Origin of the sequence: Marinobacterium jannaschii DSM 6295, assembly GCF_000620085.1 — a bacterium.
In the GTDB taxonomy this organism is placed as follows: domain Bacteria; phylum Pseudomonadota; class Gammaproteobacteria; order Pseudomonadales; family Balneatricaceae; genus Pontibacterium; species Pontibacterium jannaschii.
The window spans coordinates 88,069-105,141 of record NZ_JHVJ01000025.1 but is presented as its reverse complement, the minus strand read 5'-3'; the positions used below and the strand labels follow the sequence as shown (position 1 = coordinate 105,141).

13 protein-coding genes and 1 rRNA gene are annotated in these 17,073 nt (G+C 53.8%); 13 read left to right on the top strand and 1 reads right to left on the bottom strand.

All coding sequences use genetic code 11. From position 1 onward, the window contains the following. The first annotated feature begins 184 nt into the window (after nt 1-184). The 3 genes from rrf to Q354_RS0112995 all read left to right on the top strand — a co-directional run bounded on the left by rrf (nt 185) and on the right by Q354_RS0112995 (nt 2,255). Nucleotides 185-300 (top strand): 5S ribosomal RNA (gene rrf / locus Q354_RS0113005). 245 nt (nt 301-545) lie between these two features. Further along, complete coding sequence (locus Q354_RS27430) at nt 546-1,079, top strand: serine acetyltransferase (RefSeq protein WP_051560109.1); 534 nt, start codon at nt 546-548, stop codon at nt 1,077-1,079. Nucleotides 1,080-1,094: 15 nt separating this feature from the next. Next, on the top strand, nt 1,095-2,255 hold the full coding sequence (locus Q354_RS0112995; RefSeq protein WP_027857987.1) for a glycosyltransferase family 2 protein: 1,161 nt from the start codon (nt 1,095-1,097) through the stop codon (nt 2,253-2,255). 94 nt (nt 2,256-2,349) lie between these two features. On the opposite strand, the gene asnB is transcribed toward Q354_RS0112995, so the two are convergent. Next, nucleotides 2,350-4,251 (bottom strand): asparagine synthase (glutamine-hydrolyzing), encoded by a 1,902-nt coding sequence (asnB, locus tag Q354_RS0112990; RefSeq protein WP_027857986.1) that lies wholly within the window; start codon nt 4,249-4,251, stop codon nt 2,350-2,352. 415 nt (nt 4,252-4,666) lie between these two features. Between asnB and Q354_RS0112985 the strand changes: the two genes are divergently transcribed. The 10 genes from Q354_RS0112985 (at nt 4,667) to Q354_RS25665 (ending at nt 17,072) form a co-directional block, all read left to right on the top strand. Further along, complete coding sequence (locus tag Q354_RS0112985) at nt 4,667-5,620, top strand: OmpA family protein (protein WP_027857985.1); 954 nt, start codon at nt 4,667-4,669, stop codon at nt 5,618-5,620. A 144-nt stretch (nt 5,621-5,764) separates the two neighbouring features. After that, entirely contained in the window at nt 5,765-6,769 is a 1,005-nt protein-coding gene (locus Q354_RS0112980; protein WP_169828887.1) for a polysaccharide biosynthesis/export family protein, read from the top strand. Between the two features lie 42 nt (nt 6,770-6,811). Continuing rightward, complete coding sequence (locus Q354_RS0112975) at nt 6,812-8,212, top strand: GumC family protein (protein ID WP_027857983.1); 1,401 nt, start codon at nt 6,812-6,814, stop codon at nt 8,210-8,212. Nucleotides 8,213-8,280: 68 nt separating this feature from the next. Next, on the top strand, nt 8,281-9,135 hold the full coding sequence (locus Q354_RS0112970) for an AAA family ATPase (RefSeq protein WP_027857982.1): 855 nt from the start codon (nt 8,281-8,283) through the stop codon (nt 9,133-9,135). 32 nt (nt 9,136-9,167) lie between these two features. Further along, nucleotides 9,168-10,682 (top strand): O-antigen ligase family protein, encoded by a 1,515-nt coding sequence (locus tag Q354_RS0112965; RefSeq protein ID WP_027857981.1) that lies wholly within the window; start codon nt 9,168-9,170, stop codon nt 10,680-10,682. Next, nucleotides 10,679-12,205 carry a lipopolysaccharide biosynthesis protein gene (locus Q354_RS0112960; protein WP_027857980.1) on the top strand — a complete coding sequence of 509 codons (1,527 nt, stop codon included), beginning with the start codon at nt 10,679-10,681 and terminating at the stop codon, nt 12,203-12,205. The genes Q354_RS0112965 and Q354_RS0112960 overlap by 4 nt, the downstream gene beginning before the upstream one ends. A 6-nt stretch (nt 12,206-12,211) precedes the next feature. Next, on the top strand, nt 12,212-13,426 hold the full coding sequence (locus Q354_RS0112955; protein ID WP_084332585.1) for a glycosyltransferase family 4 protein: 1,215 nt from the start codon (nt 12,212-12,214) through the stop codon (nt 13,424-13,426). 25 nt (nt 13,427-13,451) lie between these two features. Next, nucleotides 13,452-13,967, top strand: coding sequence for a hypothetical protein (locus Q354_RS0112950; RefSeq protein ID WP_027857978.1), 516 nt, complete (start codon nt 13,452-13,454; stop codon nt 13,965-13,967). Nucleotides 13,968-14,008: 41 nt separating this feature from the next. Next, nucleotides 14,009-15,829, top strand: a complete 1,821-nt coding sequence (locus tag Q354_RS0112945; RefSeq protein WP_027857977.1) for an asparagine synthase-related protein — start codon at nt 14,009-14,011, stop codon at nt 15,827-15,829. Nucleotides 15,830-15,854: 25 nt separating this feature from the next. Further along, nucleotides 15,855-17,072, top strand: coding sequence for a glycosyltransferase family 4 protein (locus tag Q354_RS25665; protein WP_051560108.1), 1,218 nt, complete (start codon nt 15,855-15,857; stop codon nt 17,070-17,072). Nucleotide 17,073: the final 1 nt, after the last annotated feature.

Here is a 17,073-nt window from a genome sequence, read left to right as displayed (position 1 = left end):
GTGAGGCGTTCAGCTAACCGATACTAATTGCTCGTGAGGCTTGACCATATAACGCCAAAGGCGTTTGACGGCCTGCTGAAGTAACACGTCGTAAAGACACCGATAGATCCATCTCCCGGATTGGTTGAGAGACAAGCGATCGTCGTATCAGAATTAAGTGATAGTCCAGATTGTCCAGTTTTTGCTTGGCGACCATAGAGCCGTGGAACCACCTGATCCCATCCCGAACTCAGAAGTGAAACGTGGCATCGCCGATGGTAGTGTGGGGTCTCCCCATGTGAGAGTAGGTCATCGCCAAGCATTGAATACGCAGAACCCCCGGTCTCGTTGAGGCCGGGGGTTTTTGCCTTTACGGCCGGAGAAACCGTGCGCGCGGAACCTGGCTGTCCCCCAGCCCGTTGGCCATTGAGTATTGTAAGCTTCATCACGCACAGCGAGCGCTACGCTGATTGCTATGAGGTCCGTAGTCGCAGAAATTTGCCGGAGTTACTTAGAGCTGAGTTTGCTCTTTGCTATGATGCGTCTTTTGCCGACAGGAATGTCAGATGTTGATCCAAAGTCTCAAAGAGCTGCTGGAGGTCTCCAGGTCTGATGCTGTTTGTTATGGCCGTCGCTGGTACTCTGCTTCCGGCTTCTGGGTCACGCTCTCCTATCGTCTCAGGAAGCTGAGAAAGGAAGCGGGCGGCCCCTATCTGCTACTGATTATTCCCGACCTGCTGCTGACTCTTATACGATCACTGATATCTGATAGTTCATTGCCCACCGGAGCAACAATCGGGCGGAGCTTCTGCTTGCCGCACCCGAACGGTGTCCTCATTAATGATCAGGTAGTGATTGGGGATAACGTTAAGATCTTTCAGCAGGTGACGGTGGGCGAATGGGGTTTGTGTGCACCTGTACTGGAGGATAATGTGGAATTGTTTGCCGGTGCTAAGGTATTTGGCGAGTGCCGTGTTGGTAAGGGGGTTAAAGTCGGGACCAATGCGGTAGTGAATTTCGATGTACCTGCTGGCTCAACGGTATTTCCAGCTGCATCGGTCGTCAAGTTATCAAGATCCGAATCAGTGAATTCTCGCTAAGGAGCTCTAAAGTTGATGGAATTGATTGGTCGCTTTCTGGCCTGGGGAGCGTTAGCCGCAGTGCTGCTGCCTGTGTTGTACTTCACGCTTATTACCCTGGCTGCCCTTATACCTCAGCGTGCGCGGGTTTCAGCTGTTCGACAGCGGCGCTTTGCCGTGGTTATTCCGGCTCATGATGAACAGCTGCTTATTGCTGAAACTGTATCTGCGGCATTGAAACAGTCTTATCCTGCCGATAGTTACGCAGTGATAGTGATTGCGGATAACTGCAGTGACAATACGGCAGAATTGGCTCGTGCCGCCGGTGCCCGGGTGATCGAACGCTCACAGAATCCAGGTAAAGGTCAGGCGCTATTTGAAGCGTTCGAAGGACTGGGCAGTGAAGGCTGGGATGGCTATCTGGTGGTTGATGCTGATTCACTTTTGCATCCGAATGCACTTGATACCATTAATGCTGAGTTTGAAGACGGCGCAGAGGTGATTCAGTTGCACTATGCCATCCGCAATCCTGATGAGAATATGCGCACCCGGGTGATGGAGCTGGCTATGTCATCGTTTAATGGCCTGCGACCCTATGGCAAGACCCGCTTAGGACTGTCGGCAGGGATCTGTGGTAATGGTTTTTGTGTTTCCGCGGATACGTTGAAACGGGTTCCTTATCTGGCTCATTCGATTGTCGAGGATCTTGAGTATCATGTACACCTGCTCAAGTCAGGGATCGCCGTAAGGTTTACCGACCGGGCCTGCGTCGACGCTATTATGCCAATTTCTAAGGAAGCTGCGGAAACACAGCGGGTTCGTTGGGAAAGAGGCAAGCTGATTACGATTAAAAGCTATGCAGCTACGTTGCTTCGCCGAGGCCTGCGGGGAGACCTGAGAGCGCTGGACGGACTATTGGATATCTGCACCCCTCCGGCAACTTTGCTGGTTATCCCTTTGCTGCTGGCAGCTTTATTAGGGGGAAGCCCGGAGCGGGTTCTGGCAGCGCTGATGTTCGCGTTGCTGGTATTTCATTATCTTGTGGCAACCTGGCGTTATGGCAATTTCAGGCGGATGGCACAGGTTGCGGGCTATGTGCCTTGGTATATCTGCTGGAAGCTGTTCGTTGTGCTGAGCTCCCTGGTGAAGAATAAGAGGCTAGGCTGGCAGCGTACAGAGCGCGACTCAGGAGACTAACCGTTTATCCACTGCAAAGCTGAAAGCAGCAAGCACAGGAGGGTTTCTCATCCTTCTGTGCTGTACTCGTCAGTCCTTGCCTATCACGCCCGGCTCAGCGGATATCGGTAATATTAAATATCTCCTGGGCTTCGGCTAGCACCATCAGCTGCCATTGCAGCCATATCTTTTCATCGTCACCGTAACTGATCTGTCGGTAGCTGAAGCGCTTCGATTTCAGATAACCGAGCAGGCCTTTTCTGTCAGCCTTCTGCAATACCAGAAAGTCGTCTGCGTAGATCTTATCCAGGCTGGATTTAAAGCCATCCTCATCGTTAAGCCAGTTTGTAATCGGTAGCGGGAAGCCAACTTTGGGGCGGTGGACAAAATCGTGGCTGAAATACGCTTCGGCAAGGCGCTTTAGTGGTTTCTTATGCATGTCTTCATCCAGCAGCTGCTGGTGAGGCAGGCGGATTACATAATTGATCAGCTCACTATCCATAAAGGGCAGCCGTGCCTCTATACCTGCGGCCATGCTGGCCTTGTCCTGGCGTTCAAGCAGGAAGTTAAGGTATGTCATATGATCGGTTAGCAGTAACTGTTTCATAAAGGGAAACTCTGACAGAGTTTCCGTATCGAGCTGATCGATCATATTGTGTTCCAGCTCGCCGAAATACCGGTTGATGGTCAGCGGCGAAACAAAAGCATTAATATGGTCGAGCATGAGCGAGGTATTCCCCGCATAGTGATGGGACAGGTAGAGGCTGTAGACATAGTTGTAGCGTACGCGATCGAACAGGAAATTCAGGTCAAAAAAAGTATCCGGAATCAGCTTTGCCAGCGGGTTGGGTTTCTGGTACTTGGCTCCTTTGGTGAATTTCCCATAGCCACCGAAGAGTTCGTCAGCACCTTCTCCGGTTAGAAAAACAGTAATATGCTCCCGGGCATACTCGCATAGCAGGAAAATGGGAATTGCATTGGGAATATCCAGCATGCCGTCGAAGTGATACACCATTTTTTTCAACGCGCCGGCAATATCCTTTTTATCAATCGCCAGCTTATGGTGATCCAGCTGATATTTACTGGCAACAAAGTCAGAGTACTTCTCTTCGGAGAACGCCTGATCTGCCTGGTCTTTGAAAACCACACTGAATGAGCTTAAGGGGCCGCTGCTGTGTTCTCTTAACTTTGCTGCGATCAGAGAAGAGTCAACCCCGCCGCTGAGTTGCAGACCAATAGGGACATCAGCAAGCAGACGCTTTTCCATTGCCTTGCCCAGCAGATGGGATACGTTTTCATCGATCTCCTGATCACTCGCCTGCTCGATGGACTCCATGCCTGCTGCGTGCTGTGACAGGTCGAAATGCTGGGCCCTGGTTTCGCTCAGATCGGCATTGATGGTGATGTAGTGTCCCTGCACCACTTTATTGACGCCAAAGAAAATAGTCTTCGGCAGGTGGCTGCCACGATAGGCCATCCAGTGTTTAATACCTTCAAAGTCAAATACACGCAGAGAAGGCTCATATTGCAGGATGGACTTTATCTCGGACGCGAAAATAATACTGTGCCCGGTGTTGGCATAGTAAAGAGGCTTTTTCCCCCAGCGATCTTTAATAAGGTGAAGCTGACCGCTGCGGCGATCGAAGATCGCAGCGGCAAAAAAACCATCCAGCTTTTCGACTAAGTTATCAATTCCCCAGCGAATATAGCCGTGCAGCATAACTTCGCAGTCTGAGTGCCCCTTGAAGTGCTCTTCACCCAGCTCCTGACGCAGAGAGGCATCATTCCAGATCTCGCCGTTAACGGCGACAATCACCTTGTTGTCCTCAGATATGAACGGTTGAATACCGTCACTGCTGAGGTCGCGAATGCTGAGGCGCTGATGGCCTATGTAGAGTCCATCGCTCAGGTGATCAGACCACTGATCCGGTCCCCGGTGTTCCAGCAGATGTAACGCTTCACGCGCCTGATCAAGGTTAATATCAGATTGGCTATATACACCGAAAATACCGCACATAAATCGCTTCCCGGAAGAATTCAGTAGTGATTATGAAAGACCTGAGAGAGTGACTACATGACGGCGCGCTGTTGTGGGGCAGAAACTCAGTCGGGACGTTATTAGACCCCAAATAGGAGGTGACATAAATCGAAGTTTTTATAACTTGCTTCTGTATTTACTTAGGAAGAAGTAATGAAAATAGGTTGCCTTAGATATTGTGGGACCTGCCAAGGTTAAAATATGTCCCGATTGCGGGTATCGTTTGGCGCTAAATACCCAGGCGGGCATAGGCGGGTTCGTTGCTATACGTTCTCAATATGACACGACTTTGATATCTTACCCCTGTGCTTTTACCTGAAATCTCTGCTTCCGTGCCGGACTGGTGTGGAAATAGGATCTTTAGTTCAACTCGCCTCATCGAAAAGGAACGGCTGTGGTCTTTAATCTGAAAAAATGGGCAGTCTCTCTGACCTCCGTATTGGTGCTGGCAGGGTGCAGTACGCAACAGGCGGAGCAGCGTCCCGCTGAGGATCTTAGAAGCAATGATTCCGAAGAGATGACCTTTGCTCCGGCTGCCAGTAAGTTCGACCGGCACCTGTATACCGGGTATAGCCGTCAGGCGAGGCGGGAAGATCGTGAACATGATTTCGCGGATTCAGAGGCTTTTCTGAGCCGGGCTACACGCAGTGCCCGGGGGGAGCTGGTGGAACCTGAATACCTGAATGCACGCAGAATCCCAGCTCATGCTGTGCAGGAGCTTCGTATTGCACGAGACCGGCTGGAGAAGGCTTTCTATCAAGGTGCGTCTGTTCGGCATCCGGAAAGCTCCGCACATGCCCAGGTGATGTTTGATTGCTGGATGGAGCAGCAGGAAGAGGATATCCAGCACTATCATATTGAGGAGTGTAAGAGTGCTTTCTATAAAGCACTGGCGAAAATAGAGCCACAAACTCCTGCCGTACCTCAGAGCCTACCGTTACAGCCGGGCGGCAACTATTGCGGTTGCTGCTGCCAGCCCGGAATTGCCAAACCCGCGGTAAACACCAAGCGCCATGGGCCTTACCTGGTATTGTTTGATCTGGATAGCGCCGAACTGGACGAAGCGGCCCTGGGAACGATCGAGCGGGTGAAGGCTGACTATATGAAGTGGAAGGCCAATAGGGTTGTTATCTCCGGTCATACTGATAGTTCCGGTACAAACCGATACAATGAGGGCCTGTCAAAACGACGTGTAAATGCTGTTGAGCTGGGTTTGAGATTAGCGGGAGTTTCACAGACTCATTTCGATGATTCTCACTTTGGTGAAACCCGTCTCAAGGTACCGACCGGAGACGGCGTCCGCAAGCGTGCAAACCGCCGCGTAGAGATCTTTCTCGAGTGGAAGTGAGGGCTGGTCCTTTCATCGCATTTCCATTGAAAACGCCTGGGGAAACTAAAGTCTCGGGCTTTCGGGTCGATTAAATGTAGGTTCAATTGGTTTTTGGAGTAATGCAGGGTTATGCCTAAAAGCACCAGGCGTGGATTCAGATATGTGTTAGCGAGCCTGCTATGTCTGGCGCTTCCATTTTTTCTTGGCGGTTGCTATGTGCCCCATAAGGCGGCACAGATCGAAGACGAGAAACAGGTATACAAGAAAGACCCCTTGCCGTATTTCGACGCGGGCTATCTTATCTCTCCGGGCGACCGGATTGAGGTTACATACCATGTCGATGTGGATCTTAAGGATAAATACCTTATCGCTATCGGCGATCAGATCCGGGTTGAATTCTTCCACTATCCGCAGCTGGACCGGACCGTGAACGTGCGTCCTGATGGTCGTATTACGCTGCCCTATGAGGGCGATATGATGGCCGCCGGGCTGACGCCCAGTGAGCTGTCAGAGAATATCAACCAGAAGTTCGCGGATCTGCTGACCAAGCCGCGTTCCACGGTTGCGCTGATTCGTTACGGCGCCAGGATTCGGGAGCTGAAAGAGGCGATCCGGACGGCGGCACGAGGACAAAGCCGACTCGCGCTGGTACAGCCAGACGGCAAGGTTACACTGCCGCTGCTGCAGGGGATGCGATTGGCCGGACTGACTATTGATCAGGCCGGTGAGGCGATCAACGAAGCCTATGAGACCGTAGTGCCGGGCATGTTTACCTCTTCGACCCTGCTGGAGGCCACCGGTAACCGGGTGTATGTCTTTGGCGCGGTGAGAAACCCGGGTTATTACCAGCTTCAGGGACCTACGACCGTTTTGCAATCCGTTGGCCTGGCTGGCGGCTTTGCTTCGTCGGGTGAAACCAGCAGTACGCTGCTGATATCGCGGGATGAGTTTAACCGTCCGGTTGGACGTATCGTGAATCTGGGAGAGATCCTCGATGATGGCAATATCGGCCGGGACCTTTTTGTTAAGCAGTCCGACGTGATCTTCGTGCCAACCACTCGTCTGGGGCGGGCCGCGCTTATCGGCGAGAGTATCCGTCGAATGATCCCTGTTAACCTTAACTTCAGTTACTCTCTGGATGATGGTGTCGACTTTGTCGATCAGTAGACCCACCCGGAAGTTAGTACGCTTTCAACTAAGAGTTTTTATATGACCGCAAGTGGTTATCAACGCCGTGAAGAGTCGAAGCTGACAATCAGGGATGTGGTTTCGATCTTTTTCTATACGAAGAAGACATTCGTGCTCGCTTTCATCGGTGTCATCGTTGGTGCTTTGCTGGTGGCCTTCCTGACTCCGCCGGTATACAAGGTATCTGCCCGGCTGGTGGTCAAGCCTCGTATAGAGAAGCCCCTGATATTTGACGGCGAGAGTTCAAATTACGGGGTCTTCGACAAGGTGGATCAGCAAACGCTGAATACCGTGGTTTACCTGCTGATGTCGACGGATGTTGTCAGTGAAGTGGTAAAAAAGCATCGCCTGGCCGATCTGGATGATGAAGCTGATATCCGTGCGGTTGCTGCCCAGTTGCGCGGTGGACTGAAAGCAGAACCGCTGTCTTTGTCGAATATTATCCAGGTCGAATACAAAGGTGGTGATCCTGAAGAGATAACCGCGCAGCTGAATACACTGATCGATTCCTATATCGCCTACCATATCAGCGTGAATCAGGAGTACAGCGGCAGCCTGGGCTTCTTTGAGCAGCAGGCGCAACTCTACCGTAATCGCTATATCGATCTGACCAACAAGGTTGCTGAAACCCGCAAACGTCTCAATCTCGCCAGTCCGGAGATTCAGACCGACAACCGTCTGAACGTGGTGCGTGACCTGGAGATCAATAAAGCCCAGCTGATCGGACGGATGAAGTCGGCGGCGCAGCGCATGCTGCAGTTGCAGGATGCGGCTAAAAACGTCGATGCCGACGGTTTGGCCAGCCTGCCCCGGGGGATTCGTGAGGCCTATCCGGCATTGATTGAGATGGAACGCTCTCTGGCTCAGCTGATCATTAATGTACAGCGAGCCCGCAGCGACTTCCGTCCGCAGTCGAAACCGGTGAAGGATGCGGTGCGGCAGTACGTCAATATGAAAAGCCAGATTGCAGCTTACATCCGCAGTATTATTCAGGGGCTGCAGCTGGAGCAGTCCGCCTTGGATGAGGAAGTTAAGGCACTGGCGGCGCAGATTGAGCAGGCCCGTCAGCAGGTAGGGGATATCAGCGCTGACTCGGTGTTGTTACAGCGAATCGAGTTTGAACGTGATCTGGCGGAGAAGAACTACCAGCTGTACGAGTCCAAGCGCGAAGAAGCCCGGATCAACGATGAGAAAGACCGCTCGCTGTTTGCCAACGTTTCCATCGCCAGCCGTCCTCAGGTTCCGACAGGCGCCTGGTTCCCGAGGCGCGGACTGATTCTGATGATGTCTTTACCGCTTGCCTTGATTGTGGCGATCGCGGCGTCAGTGATTGCTTACTCTATGAATCAGACTGTCCGCAACCCGACAGACGTCTATCTGCGAACCAAGATCCGGTTGCTGGGAACTCTCGATGCACGCTAGTCGCCAGTGTGGCGAATCGAATGATGGTCGTTCAGTCATTAACGTTGATTTAACTTCAGGTTTGAAACATGGGTAAAATTTTCGAAGCACTGTATGGTTCTGAACCGGCGGAGACCGTAGAAGCCTCTGCTCAGGACGATTTTGTGCTGTATCAGCTTGCCCCTGAAGTCGATTCTGCCGCTGCCGGGTCGAAGCCTGAGGCTGCTGGCGAGCCGAAACCTGCTGCTGACAAGGCGCCCCGGGCCGTGGTGCTGTCTGGCCGGGTACCCAATATTGCCCGGCGCTTGAGTAAGAGCGTCAGGGGGAATGAGAAATGGCGGCGGGATATGAAAAAAACTGCCACCAATATCATTGTCTCTGCCGACCCTGATGAGCAGGGTGGCAAAGTGGTGATGTTTACCGGGATGTCGAATGGTGTCGGCACCACCACTGTGGTCGATGAGATCGGTACACTGCTGGCATCGGAGTATGCCTACAACCGAATACTGATTCTTGATTTCAGCCCCTGCAAGAAGGGCGAGCGCTCAAAGACATTACTGAATCTGCTGGCCCACGACTGCCAGCTGGATGAGTTTGTTGCAGTCCATAATGATCGCGAGGTCACCCGGGTGAAAGTTGGTCTGACCGGAGACTCTCAGACAGATATACGGGCGTCACGCCATCTGCAGGAGTTTGTCCGTCAGGCTCAGGAACGCTATGACTGGATACTTATGGATGTGCCGCCGTTCACCCGTATGCCGCTGAGCGACACTCTGGGCCGGATCTCGGACGGAGTGGTCCTGATCGTCAACAGTGGCGTGACCCGGGTGCCTGCCCTGAATGCCATTGAGGAGGATATGCACCAGCTGGGAATCAATCTGCTGGGAATCGTGCTCAATTTCCGCCGCTATCCGATACCCAGTGGCCTGCTTCGCTTCTTCTAAGCGGTTGCTATGTACTATAAAGGCAGAGTTTGATGCTCCCCTCGATTAGCCGTCAGTTCGTCTCATCGGTCGTACCGATCGCTGCCGGTTTCCTGGTCGGCATGCTGTTTGTGACCATGCTGGGGCGTTTCGAGAGTAAGTGGGCGCTTGCCTTTATATTGCTGGTGGCCGGTGTTGCGGCGATGCAGCTATTGCGCATTTTCCGCGTTAGTCTCCAGGATACCTATCTGCTGTCGGCCGCGTTCCTGATGCCGGTGGTTTACGACATTAACTTTTTCTACCAGGACAACCCGCCATTCTTCGTCTCGGCGAATGGCTTTGGTATCAATGCCGCAGATGTCTTTATGGGGATGTTGGTCGGGCAGCGCTTGCTGGAAGGCTTTTTCGGCCAGGTCCGTGCGGAGCAGGCGGTACCGTCGTCGCTGCTCTGGATTATGGGTGCCGTACTGCTGATTAATTCCCTGTCGCTAGTTACCACGCCATTCCCGTTTTTTGCCATCAGCATGATCTGGGCACAGCTCAAGGCCTATGTGGTGTTTTACTACATCGCCGGGAATGTCCGCAGCGAGAAGCTGTTGCAACGTCTGGCCTATGTCATTGTAACGGTGCTGGCCGGGCAGGGACTGGTGGCGCTGGAGCAGAAGTTTGTTGGTGCTATCTTTACGGCAGAACGCCTGGGGATCGCGACGACCCTGCAGAGCCAGGTGGGCGGACAGATACTGACCAGGGTATCGGGGACTTTTGGCCAGCCCAACGCACTGGCAATGTTTATCAACCAGTTGTTCTTTATCGGACTCTTTACGACCCTGATCGAAAACAACACCAAGTATAAGATTCTGATGGCGCTGGGGCTCGCAGTGGCCCTGATTGCAGAGATTTTTACGGCATCAAGGGGCGGCTGGGTCGCGTTGGTTGCGGCATTTTTCGTTTGCTACCTGCTTTGGAACAAGCAGCGTGGACGAGGCCTGCTGCTCAGCCTGGTTTCGGTAGGTTTCGTCAGCCTGTTGGCATTCTCGCTCCTCTTCGTCAGCTCGCAGACACTGCGTGACCGACTGTTACTGGATGACCATGGTACGGCCGATGTACGCAAACCGCTGATGGATGTGGCGTTTAACGTGATCCAGCAGAACCCGCTGTCAGGTGTCGGCCTGAACCAGTACACCTATTTTATGGCGCAGTATGACCGCACGCTCGAAGCCATTGCCAGTAACTATCTGTACCCGGTACACAATACCTACCTGCTGGTGGCTGCCGAAACCGGAGTCCCGAACATTCTGCTGATCCTGTTGTTTATCACCCTGGTGCTGTGGCGTGGCCTGAAACTATTTCTTCGGGCTGATGGCATTGTGGCGGCCATGACCCTTGGTGCCATTGGCGGAATTATCTCCTGGATGATCCATAACCTGGTGGATCTGACATCTATCTACGAAGCATATCCGTTCTGGGTTCTGTTCGGCCTGATAATCGCGATGGATCGTATGGTTCCGCTTCAGGCTGAACCAGGACAGTTGAGCGATCCGCAGGCCAGCCGGCGGGTACTCAGATGAGCGGCAGCCATACACAGCGTACGCTGCGCAGCGTGAACTGGAATATGCTCAGGGTACTGGTTCAGACCGTTGTCAGTCTCGGGGTGGCCGTTATAGTCGCGAGGATATTGCCGCCTGCAGACTTTGGGGTGATGGCGATCGCCCTTATCTTCATTGGCCTGGCTGAGATACTGTCTGGCATGGGGGTGGGGACTGCGATTGTGCAGCGGGCGGAACTCAGCGAGCGCCTGATCAGGCAGGCCAATGTCCTGGCTCTTGGCTTCGCTGCAGTGCTTTTTCTGTTCGGTGCATCCCTTGCTTACCCGGCCGCGATCATTTTCTCTGAGCCGCGACTAAGCTCCATTCTGGTGATGCTGGCAGCCGGGATCGCGCTGGTGACGGCTACCTCGGTCAGCCGTGCATTGATAATGCGTGACCTGGATTTTCGCAGCCTGTTTTTCGTTGATACGGCAGCGTATCTGGGTGGACATGCACTGACAGTTATCGTGCTGGCATACCATGGTTTCGGAGTCTGGAGTCTGGTGCTGGGTGCTTTAGTGGCAAATGTCATCAGTGCTGTGATTTTGTTATGGCTAAGGCCCTTCCGGATAACCCTTAGCTTTGGTGATTTTTCCCAGCTCAAGGAACTGGCCGGGTTCGGCGGCGTGATGAGCCTGAATGGCTTACTTAACTACCTTGCCGCCAATATGGATCAGCTGGTGATCGGCCAGGCCTGGGGGCAGTCTGCACTGGGGTACTATAACCGGGCCAACCATCTGGTAAATCTGCCGCTGGCAAAACTGGCCAGTGTACTCACCTCGGTGATGTTCTCTTCCTATGCTGAAATACAGTTTGATATCCCCCGGCTGCGAACGGTATTTATACGCGTAGTCTCGGTCACGGCATTGCTGATTTTCCCGGTTTTTTCTGCTCTGACGGTGCTGGCTGAACCGGTGGTATTAGGTTTGTATGGCGAACGCTGGCAGGAGTCCGTCATTCTTTTCCAGATTTTGTGTCTTGGCGGAATGCCGCGGGTCTTACTACTGCTGATGGGCCCCGTCATCCAGGCGATGGGACATGTCCGGGCTGAGTTACGCCTGCAGGCAGTCTATATGGCGGTGGTCGTGATCGGAGCTTTAAGTGCGGTTTCCTATGGTATGGAAGCTGTAGCCGTGACGTTGTTGCTCAGCGCGATGTTGCTGTTTCTGTTGATGGCAAAGCTGTTGCTGAGCCTGCTGCATATGCCATGGCAGCAGTTTGCAAAGGCGATGCTTCCCGGTGTGCTGTTATCGGCTTTCGTCTCAATTATCGATTTGGTCGGTTTACGTTTATTAGGCGGCCTGATTGATAGTTTTCCGTTATTACTTCTGCTCTCCATTGTCCTGTCAGGTATCGCCTTTCTCGCAGGTCTCTGGATATTGCCGGAACGCTGGATGCAGGGCACACCGGAGTGGCTGCTGTCACGCTATGCGCATCGTTTACCGGCACCAATTCGAAACATTCTGGGGCGAAGGTTTACACTTCCTGCCCATTCTGGGGAATAGTTACCAGTGAATCAGTTCAGAAATGCGTTGTATGTGCACTATCAGTTTTTCGAGCGGGATGGGTCTCATGTGCATACGACCAATTTTGCGAAGGAGTTCAGCCAGCTGGGCGAAGAGCAGCAGTTTGGCTTTGATGTGGTGTCTCCTGAACTCTTCAGTGGTGTACCGGGACAGCGGGAATCCTGGCTAGGTCGCCTGAGATCCAGGCTGGCACCCTACTATCTGTCAGATATCAAAACTCTGTTGCAGCAGTGCCTGAACTTCTTTAAAGAACGCAGGATGCTCAGAGAACGCCAGGTCGATATCGTTCTGACGCGCTATAACGGCGATACTATCTCGATTATCTGGGCCTGCCGTTCGCTCAATATACCGGTGATTCTGGAGATCAATGCACCGGAAGGCGAGCAGAGAGAAACACACTATTACCATGTTCCGGCGATTCAACGCCTGTTCAGTACCCGAAGGGTACTGAAGCTCTGTAATGGCGGCTTTGCGGTCAGCGGTGTGCTGGCCCGGGAGTTCGAGCAGGCTATCGATGGGCGCATTCCGGTGCGGGCTATTCATAATGGTGTCGATCTGGAGCAGTTTGATCCGGCCCTGTACTCGGTGGAAGAAGCCCGTCGTCGTTTTGCCGTACCCGAGGACGCGATAGTGATCGGCTTTGTCGGCAGCTTCGCACCCTGGCATGGCGTGGGATTGTTGCTGGAAGCCTTCGCCGAACTGGTGAAAAAGGGCTATCCGGTGCACCTGCTGCTGGTCGGACAGGTCAGGGCGGACGCCGAACAGGCTATCGCCAGAGCCAAGCAGAGTGATATCTGTGATGCTGTGACCTTTACCGGCTTTGTCCCGGCGGCGGAGGTTGCCCAATGCCTGGCTGCGATGGATATCAGTGTGCTGGCAAATACCGAATATTACTGCTCGCCACTGAAGATCTTTGAGTATATGGCGATGCAGACGGCTGTAGTGGCAGTGGAAACAGATCCGGTGCGCGAAGTGATCGTCGACCAGATGCACGGTTTGCTGTTTCAAAAGGACTCGGCCGCAGAACTGCAACAACAGCTGTTACGGCTGCTGGAATCGGCCGAGCTGCGTGAGCAGCTCGGAAAGGCGGCGCGTGACCGGGTACTGACGGAGTTCAGCTGGCGTAAAAATGCCGAGCATGTGAATGAGCTACTAAACGATGTCTGGCAGCGACAGCAGCGTGAAACTACAACGGGTTAAGTCTGCAGGCCGGAAAGGGGAGTCTATGTCTTCAGCACGGATCATCGCTATTGTTCTGACACTATGGCTGTTGGCGGTACCTGAACTCTATGCCCAGGACTTTTTCACCGATAGAAATGAGCTGGGCTACGATCCTAACGGTGATGCATTTCCTACCCAGGGCTGGGATAACTTTGCCGACCCCAATGAGGAAGAACTGGCGAAGGCTGTGCCCCATGCACAGAATGATACGGCTTCCATCGATCGCTGGCGTATCTTTATCAGCGGCTGGCAGGTCGATCCTCCCAACTGGATTATCGTGCATGTGATCGACGACCGCCCCTATCTGATATCAGAATCCTATATCGATATCAGGGTGGTTATCGGTAAGGCGGACGATGCCGAGAATATGTTGCCACGTACCCGGACCATCGTACGCGGCATACCGGTGAAACCCGGCTTTAACAGGATCCCAATCGCGATCCATAACGAAATCGATCAGATCGTACACGCCAATATTATCGCGGTTGCAAACAAGGCTGCGATTAAGCTGTTCGACTGAATCCCCGGTCTACCGGTATTACGGGTAATGAGACGTAACTAATGAGTGATCTGCTGGTCAGTGGCACGCGCTTTGACGCCAATAACTTCTTTCCACGCTTCTCCCTGTTAGGGCAGCCGGATGCACGGGCATTCAGCTGGGATTCGCTGGACCTGCTCAGTGGTAGCAACAGCCCGCGCTGGTCTGAAGCGAAAGATGCCCGGACCGGAGTCTGTGTTGCCATCTCCGGTCGTCTGGCATTTGAACAGCCCGAGTGGGCGCGTGCTTCAGGCCTGTCTATCGAAGGCGGCACTGCCGCCGCCCTGATCCTGGAACGCTGGCTGGCAGATGCCGAATCGGTACCCGGCTGGCTGAACGGCGCCGCAGTGGTCTTTATCTGGGAGCCTCAGCATGCACAGCTGAGCGTGATTACCGACCGGCTGGGCGCCAGCCCGGTTTATCACTATGAGAGCGATGCGCAACTCTTGCTGGGAACCCACCCTGATCTGCTGGCCGATCTGGCTCAGGCGCAGGGGCTGGCGACCGAGCTGGATCTTGACAGCATGGCCGAGGCACTGGCGACCGGAGAGGTTTCTCAACCCTATAGTTACTATCAGTCAATCCGACAGCTGGAAGCGGCATCGGTTTACCGCTTTTCCGCTGCTGGCCCGCTGTTAGGGCAGCGACTCTATTGGGGCGCCGAGCTGCAACCCGAATACCTGTCTGACGATCATTGTGCCGATAGACTGGCGGAGAGTATGACCCAGGCCGTACGCAGGCGGATGGATGCCTGCGAAGGCAGGACCGGTTTGCTACTCAGCGGTGGTGCCGATTCCAGGGCGTTATTATTTGCTGCCCGTCAGCCGTCTGAGGTTGAAACGGTTACCTTTTTTGACAGCCCGAATGCCGAGCTGGAAGTTGCAGCTGCGCTGGCAGAAGCAGCCGGTGCCCGCCATACGCCGCTGCAGCGTGACTTTGACCACTATGGTAACAATGCGCTCGAATCGGTGCGGATCGGAGGCGGATTCTGGTCAGTTAAGGACGCCCATTACCATGGTTTCTTTCAACAGCTGAGTTCGATGAATCTGGGACTGTTGCTGACCGGATGCTATGCCGATTATTTGTTAAAGGGACTGGGGTTTAATAAATCCTATCGCCGTTTCATGGGACGCACCGTGCCGATACAGCAGATGGCCGACTTCGACCCGGATTATTACCAGCCCTACAGTCCGCTGGCCGAGCACTGGAATGCACAGGTTCGGGCGCGGCAGATTGTAAGAATCCCCGAACAGCTGCGGCACAATTATGCTGACAAGCCGTGGGAGGTGGAAGACCGGCGGGTCAGGCCGCTGGTGCGCGAGGCTGATGGGATGGGGCGGCTGTATCTGGCGCGCATGCTCCCCTGGGATCCGGTTATGGCTGATCGGGATATTGCCGATTGCTATCTGAAGATGGCACCGGAGCAGAAGCTTAATGCCCGGGTATTCCGCAAGGCCGTGCTGAGGATTGTGGGGCCTGAGGTGGCCGCTATCCGTAACAATAATGATCATGTGGCACTGGGTGATTCTGACGGTGCCCGTATCTATCAGCACTTTCGCCAGAAGGTTGTCCGGCGCTTCAGGCAGCTGTGTGCGGGTCAACCGGATAACCCCTTAACGACCGCAGGATCCTGGCCTGACTTCAGTGCTTATGTGGCCCGAAGTGCCGTAATCAACGAGCTGTGGCAGCAGCCGGGCGCGCAGCAAAAGGAGCTGCTCAGTGACCTGTTGGGATTTGATCCCTGGTCCAGGGATCTCAGCTGGTGGGCACGTCACGAGCAGGTCGATCTGTTCCTGCGATTGCTCACCCTGAAGCTCTGGCTCGGCTTACGTGGATATCAATAAGGCAATGCGGCGCAGAGGGAGTGATATGGCGAAAGTTGTGTTCCTGAATTCGGTGTTTCCGGTATTAAGCGAAACCTTCCTGTTTAGTCAATACAGCAGTCTGCTCAGTCAGAAACTGCCAATGGTGCTGGTGGCGAACAACCGGCCCGCCCCCGATCAGGTTCATCCGGGCATGGAAGAGATCCAGCAACAGGTGGATTATCTCTGTGATGCCTCTGTGCTGACGTTGTTGCTGGCGCATCTGTGGATCTTAGTCCGCCATCCGGTACGTTATTTCGGCTGCCTTTTAAAGCTCTTTTCCTCAGATGCAGGCGCTAAGGCGTCACTGGCGCATATTACCGGTGCCGCGCTGGTGTTGCGTCGTTATAGCGGAAGTCGCCCGCTCTGGATACATGCCCACTTCACCTACGGTGCCGCCTCGGTTGCAATGTGGGCGCAGCGCTTGTCCGGCGTACCTTATTCACTCACGCTGCATGGTTCCGACCTGACCTTCGATGATGCGCCGGATCTGGCGGAAAAACTGGCATCGGCCAGTGAAATTATCTCGATATCGGAATATAACCGGCGTTATATCGCCGAGCACTTTCCGGCAGTCGACAGCTCGCGGATCAGGGTGATTCCAATGGGTGTGAAGCCGTTGCCTGAGACCCCGGTGCGACAAGCCTGCCGAGGGGATGGGCGATCAAGCGCCCTGAAATTGCTCAATGTGGGGCGGCTTTCCAACCATAAGGCGCAGCATATACTGATCGAAGCCTGCGCCAGGTTGCGGCAGCAAGGCGTTGCTTTTTCGCTGGATATTATCGGTGAAGGCGATTACAGGCCACGGCTGGAAGCACTGATTGATCAGCATCAGCTGGGAGATCAGGTACGGCTACTGGGCCCCCGTTTCCACTCAGAGGTCCTGGCGGCCTATGCTGCTGCCGATCTGTTTGTCCTTTCCAGTGTTGCTGAGGGCATGCCGGTGGTGTTGATGGAAGCGATGCAGGCAGGTGTACCGGTGGTCGCCACCGAAATCTCAGGTATTCCCGAGTTACTGGATTATGGCCGGGGAGGGGTATTGGTCCCGCCGGGGGATGTGACAGCGCTGGCTGATGCTTTGTGTCGCATCGCAAATGGAGAGCTGGAGTTAAAACAGAAGCAGGAATATGCGATGCAGCATATTCAGAAACAATTCGACGAAGATAAAAACAGTCGGTATTTTGGTCAGTTTTTAAACGGGCTTTTAGCCTCGCAGGGAGAATAGT

Excerpts from the sequence above, each read along its gene's own strand:
- Q354_RS0112965 (WP_027857981.1), top strand. The coding sequence starts at position 9,168 with ATGCTCCCCTCGATTAGCCGTCAGTTCGTCTCATCGGTCGTACCGATC.
- Q354_RS0112970 (WP_027857982.1), top strand. The coding sequence starts at position 8,281 with ATGGGTAAAATTTTCGAAGCACTGTATGGTTCTGAACCGGCGGAGACC.
- Q354_RS0112950 (WP_027857978.1), top strand. The coding sequence starts at position 13,452 with ATGTCTTCAGCACGGATCATCGCTATTGTTCTGACACTATGGCTGTTG.
- Q354_RS0112945 (WP_027857977.1), top strand. The coding sequence starts at position 14,009 with ATGAGTGATCTGCTGGTCAGTGGCACGCGCTTTGACGCCAATAACTTC.
- Q354_RS25665 (WP_051560108.1), top strand. The coding sequence starts at position 15,855 with ATGGCGAAAGTTGTGTTCCTGAATTCGGTGTTTCCGGTATTAAGCGAA.
- Q354_RS0112995 (WP_027857987.1), top strand. The coding sequence starts at position 1,095 with ATGGAATTGATTGGTCGCTTTCTGGCCTGGGGAGCGTTAGCCGCAGTG.
- Q354_RS27430 (WP_051560109.1), top strand. The coding sequence starts at position 546 with ATGTTGATCCAAAGTCTCAAAGAGCTGCTGGAGGTCTCCAGGTCTGAT.
- asnB (WP_027857986.1), bottom strand. The coding sequence starts at position 4,251 with ATGTGCGGTATTTTCGGTGTATATAGCCAATCTGATATTAACCTTGAT.
- Q354_RS0112960 (WP_027857980.1), top strand. The coding sequence starts at position 10,679 with ATGAGCGGCAGCCATACACAGCGTACGCTGCGCAGCGTGAACTGGAAT.
- Q354_RS0112975 (WP_027857983.1), top strand. The coding sequence starts at position 6,812 with ATGACCGCAAGTGGTTATCAACGCCGTGAAGAGTCGAAGCTGACAATC.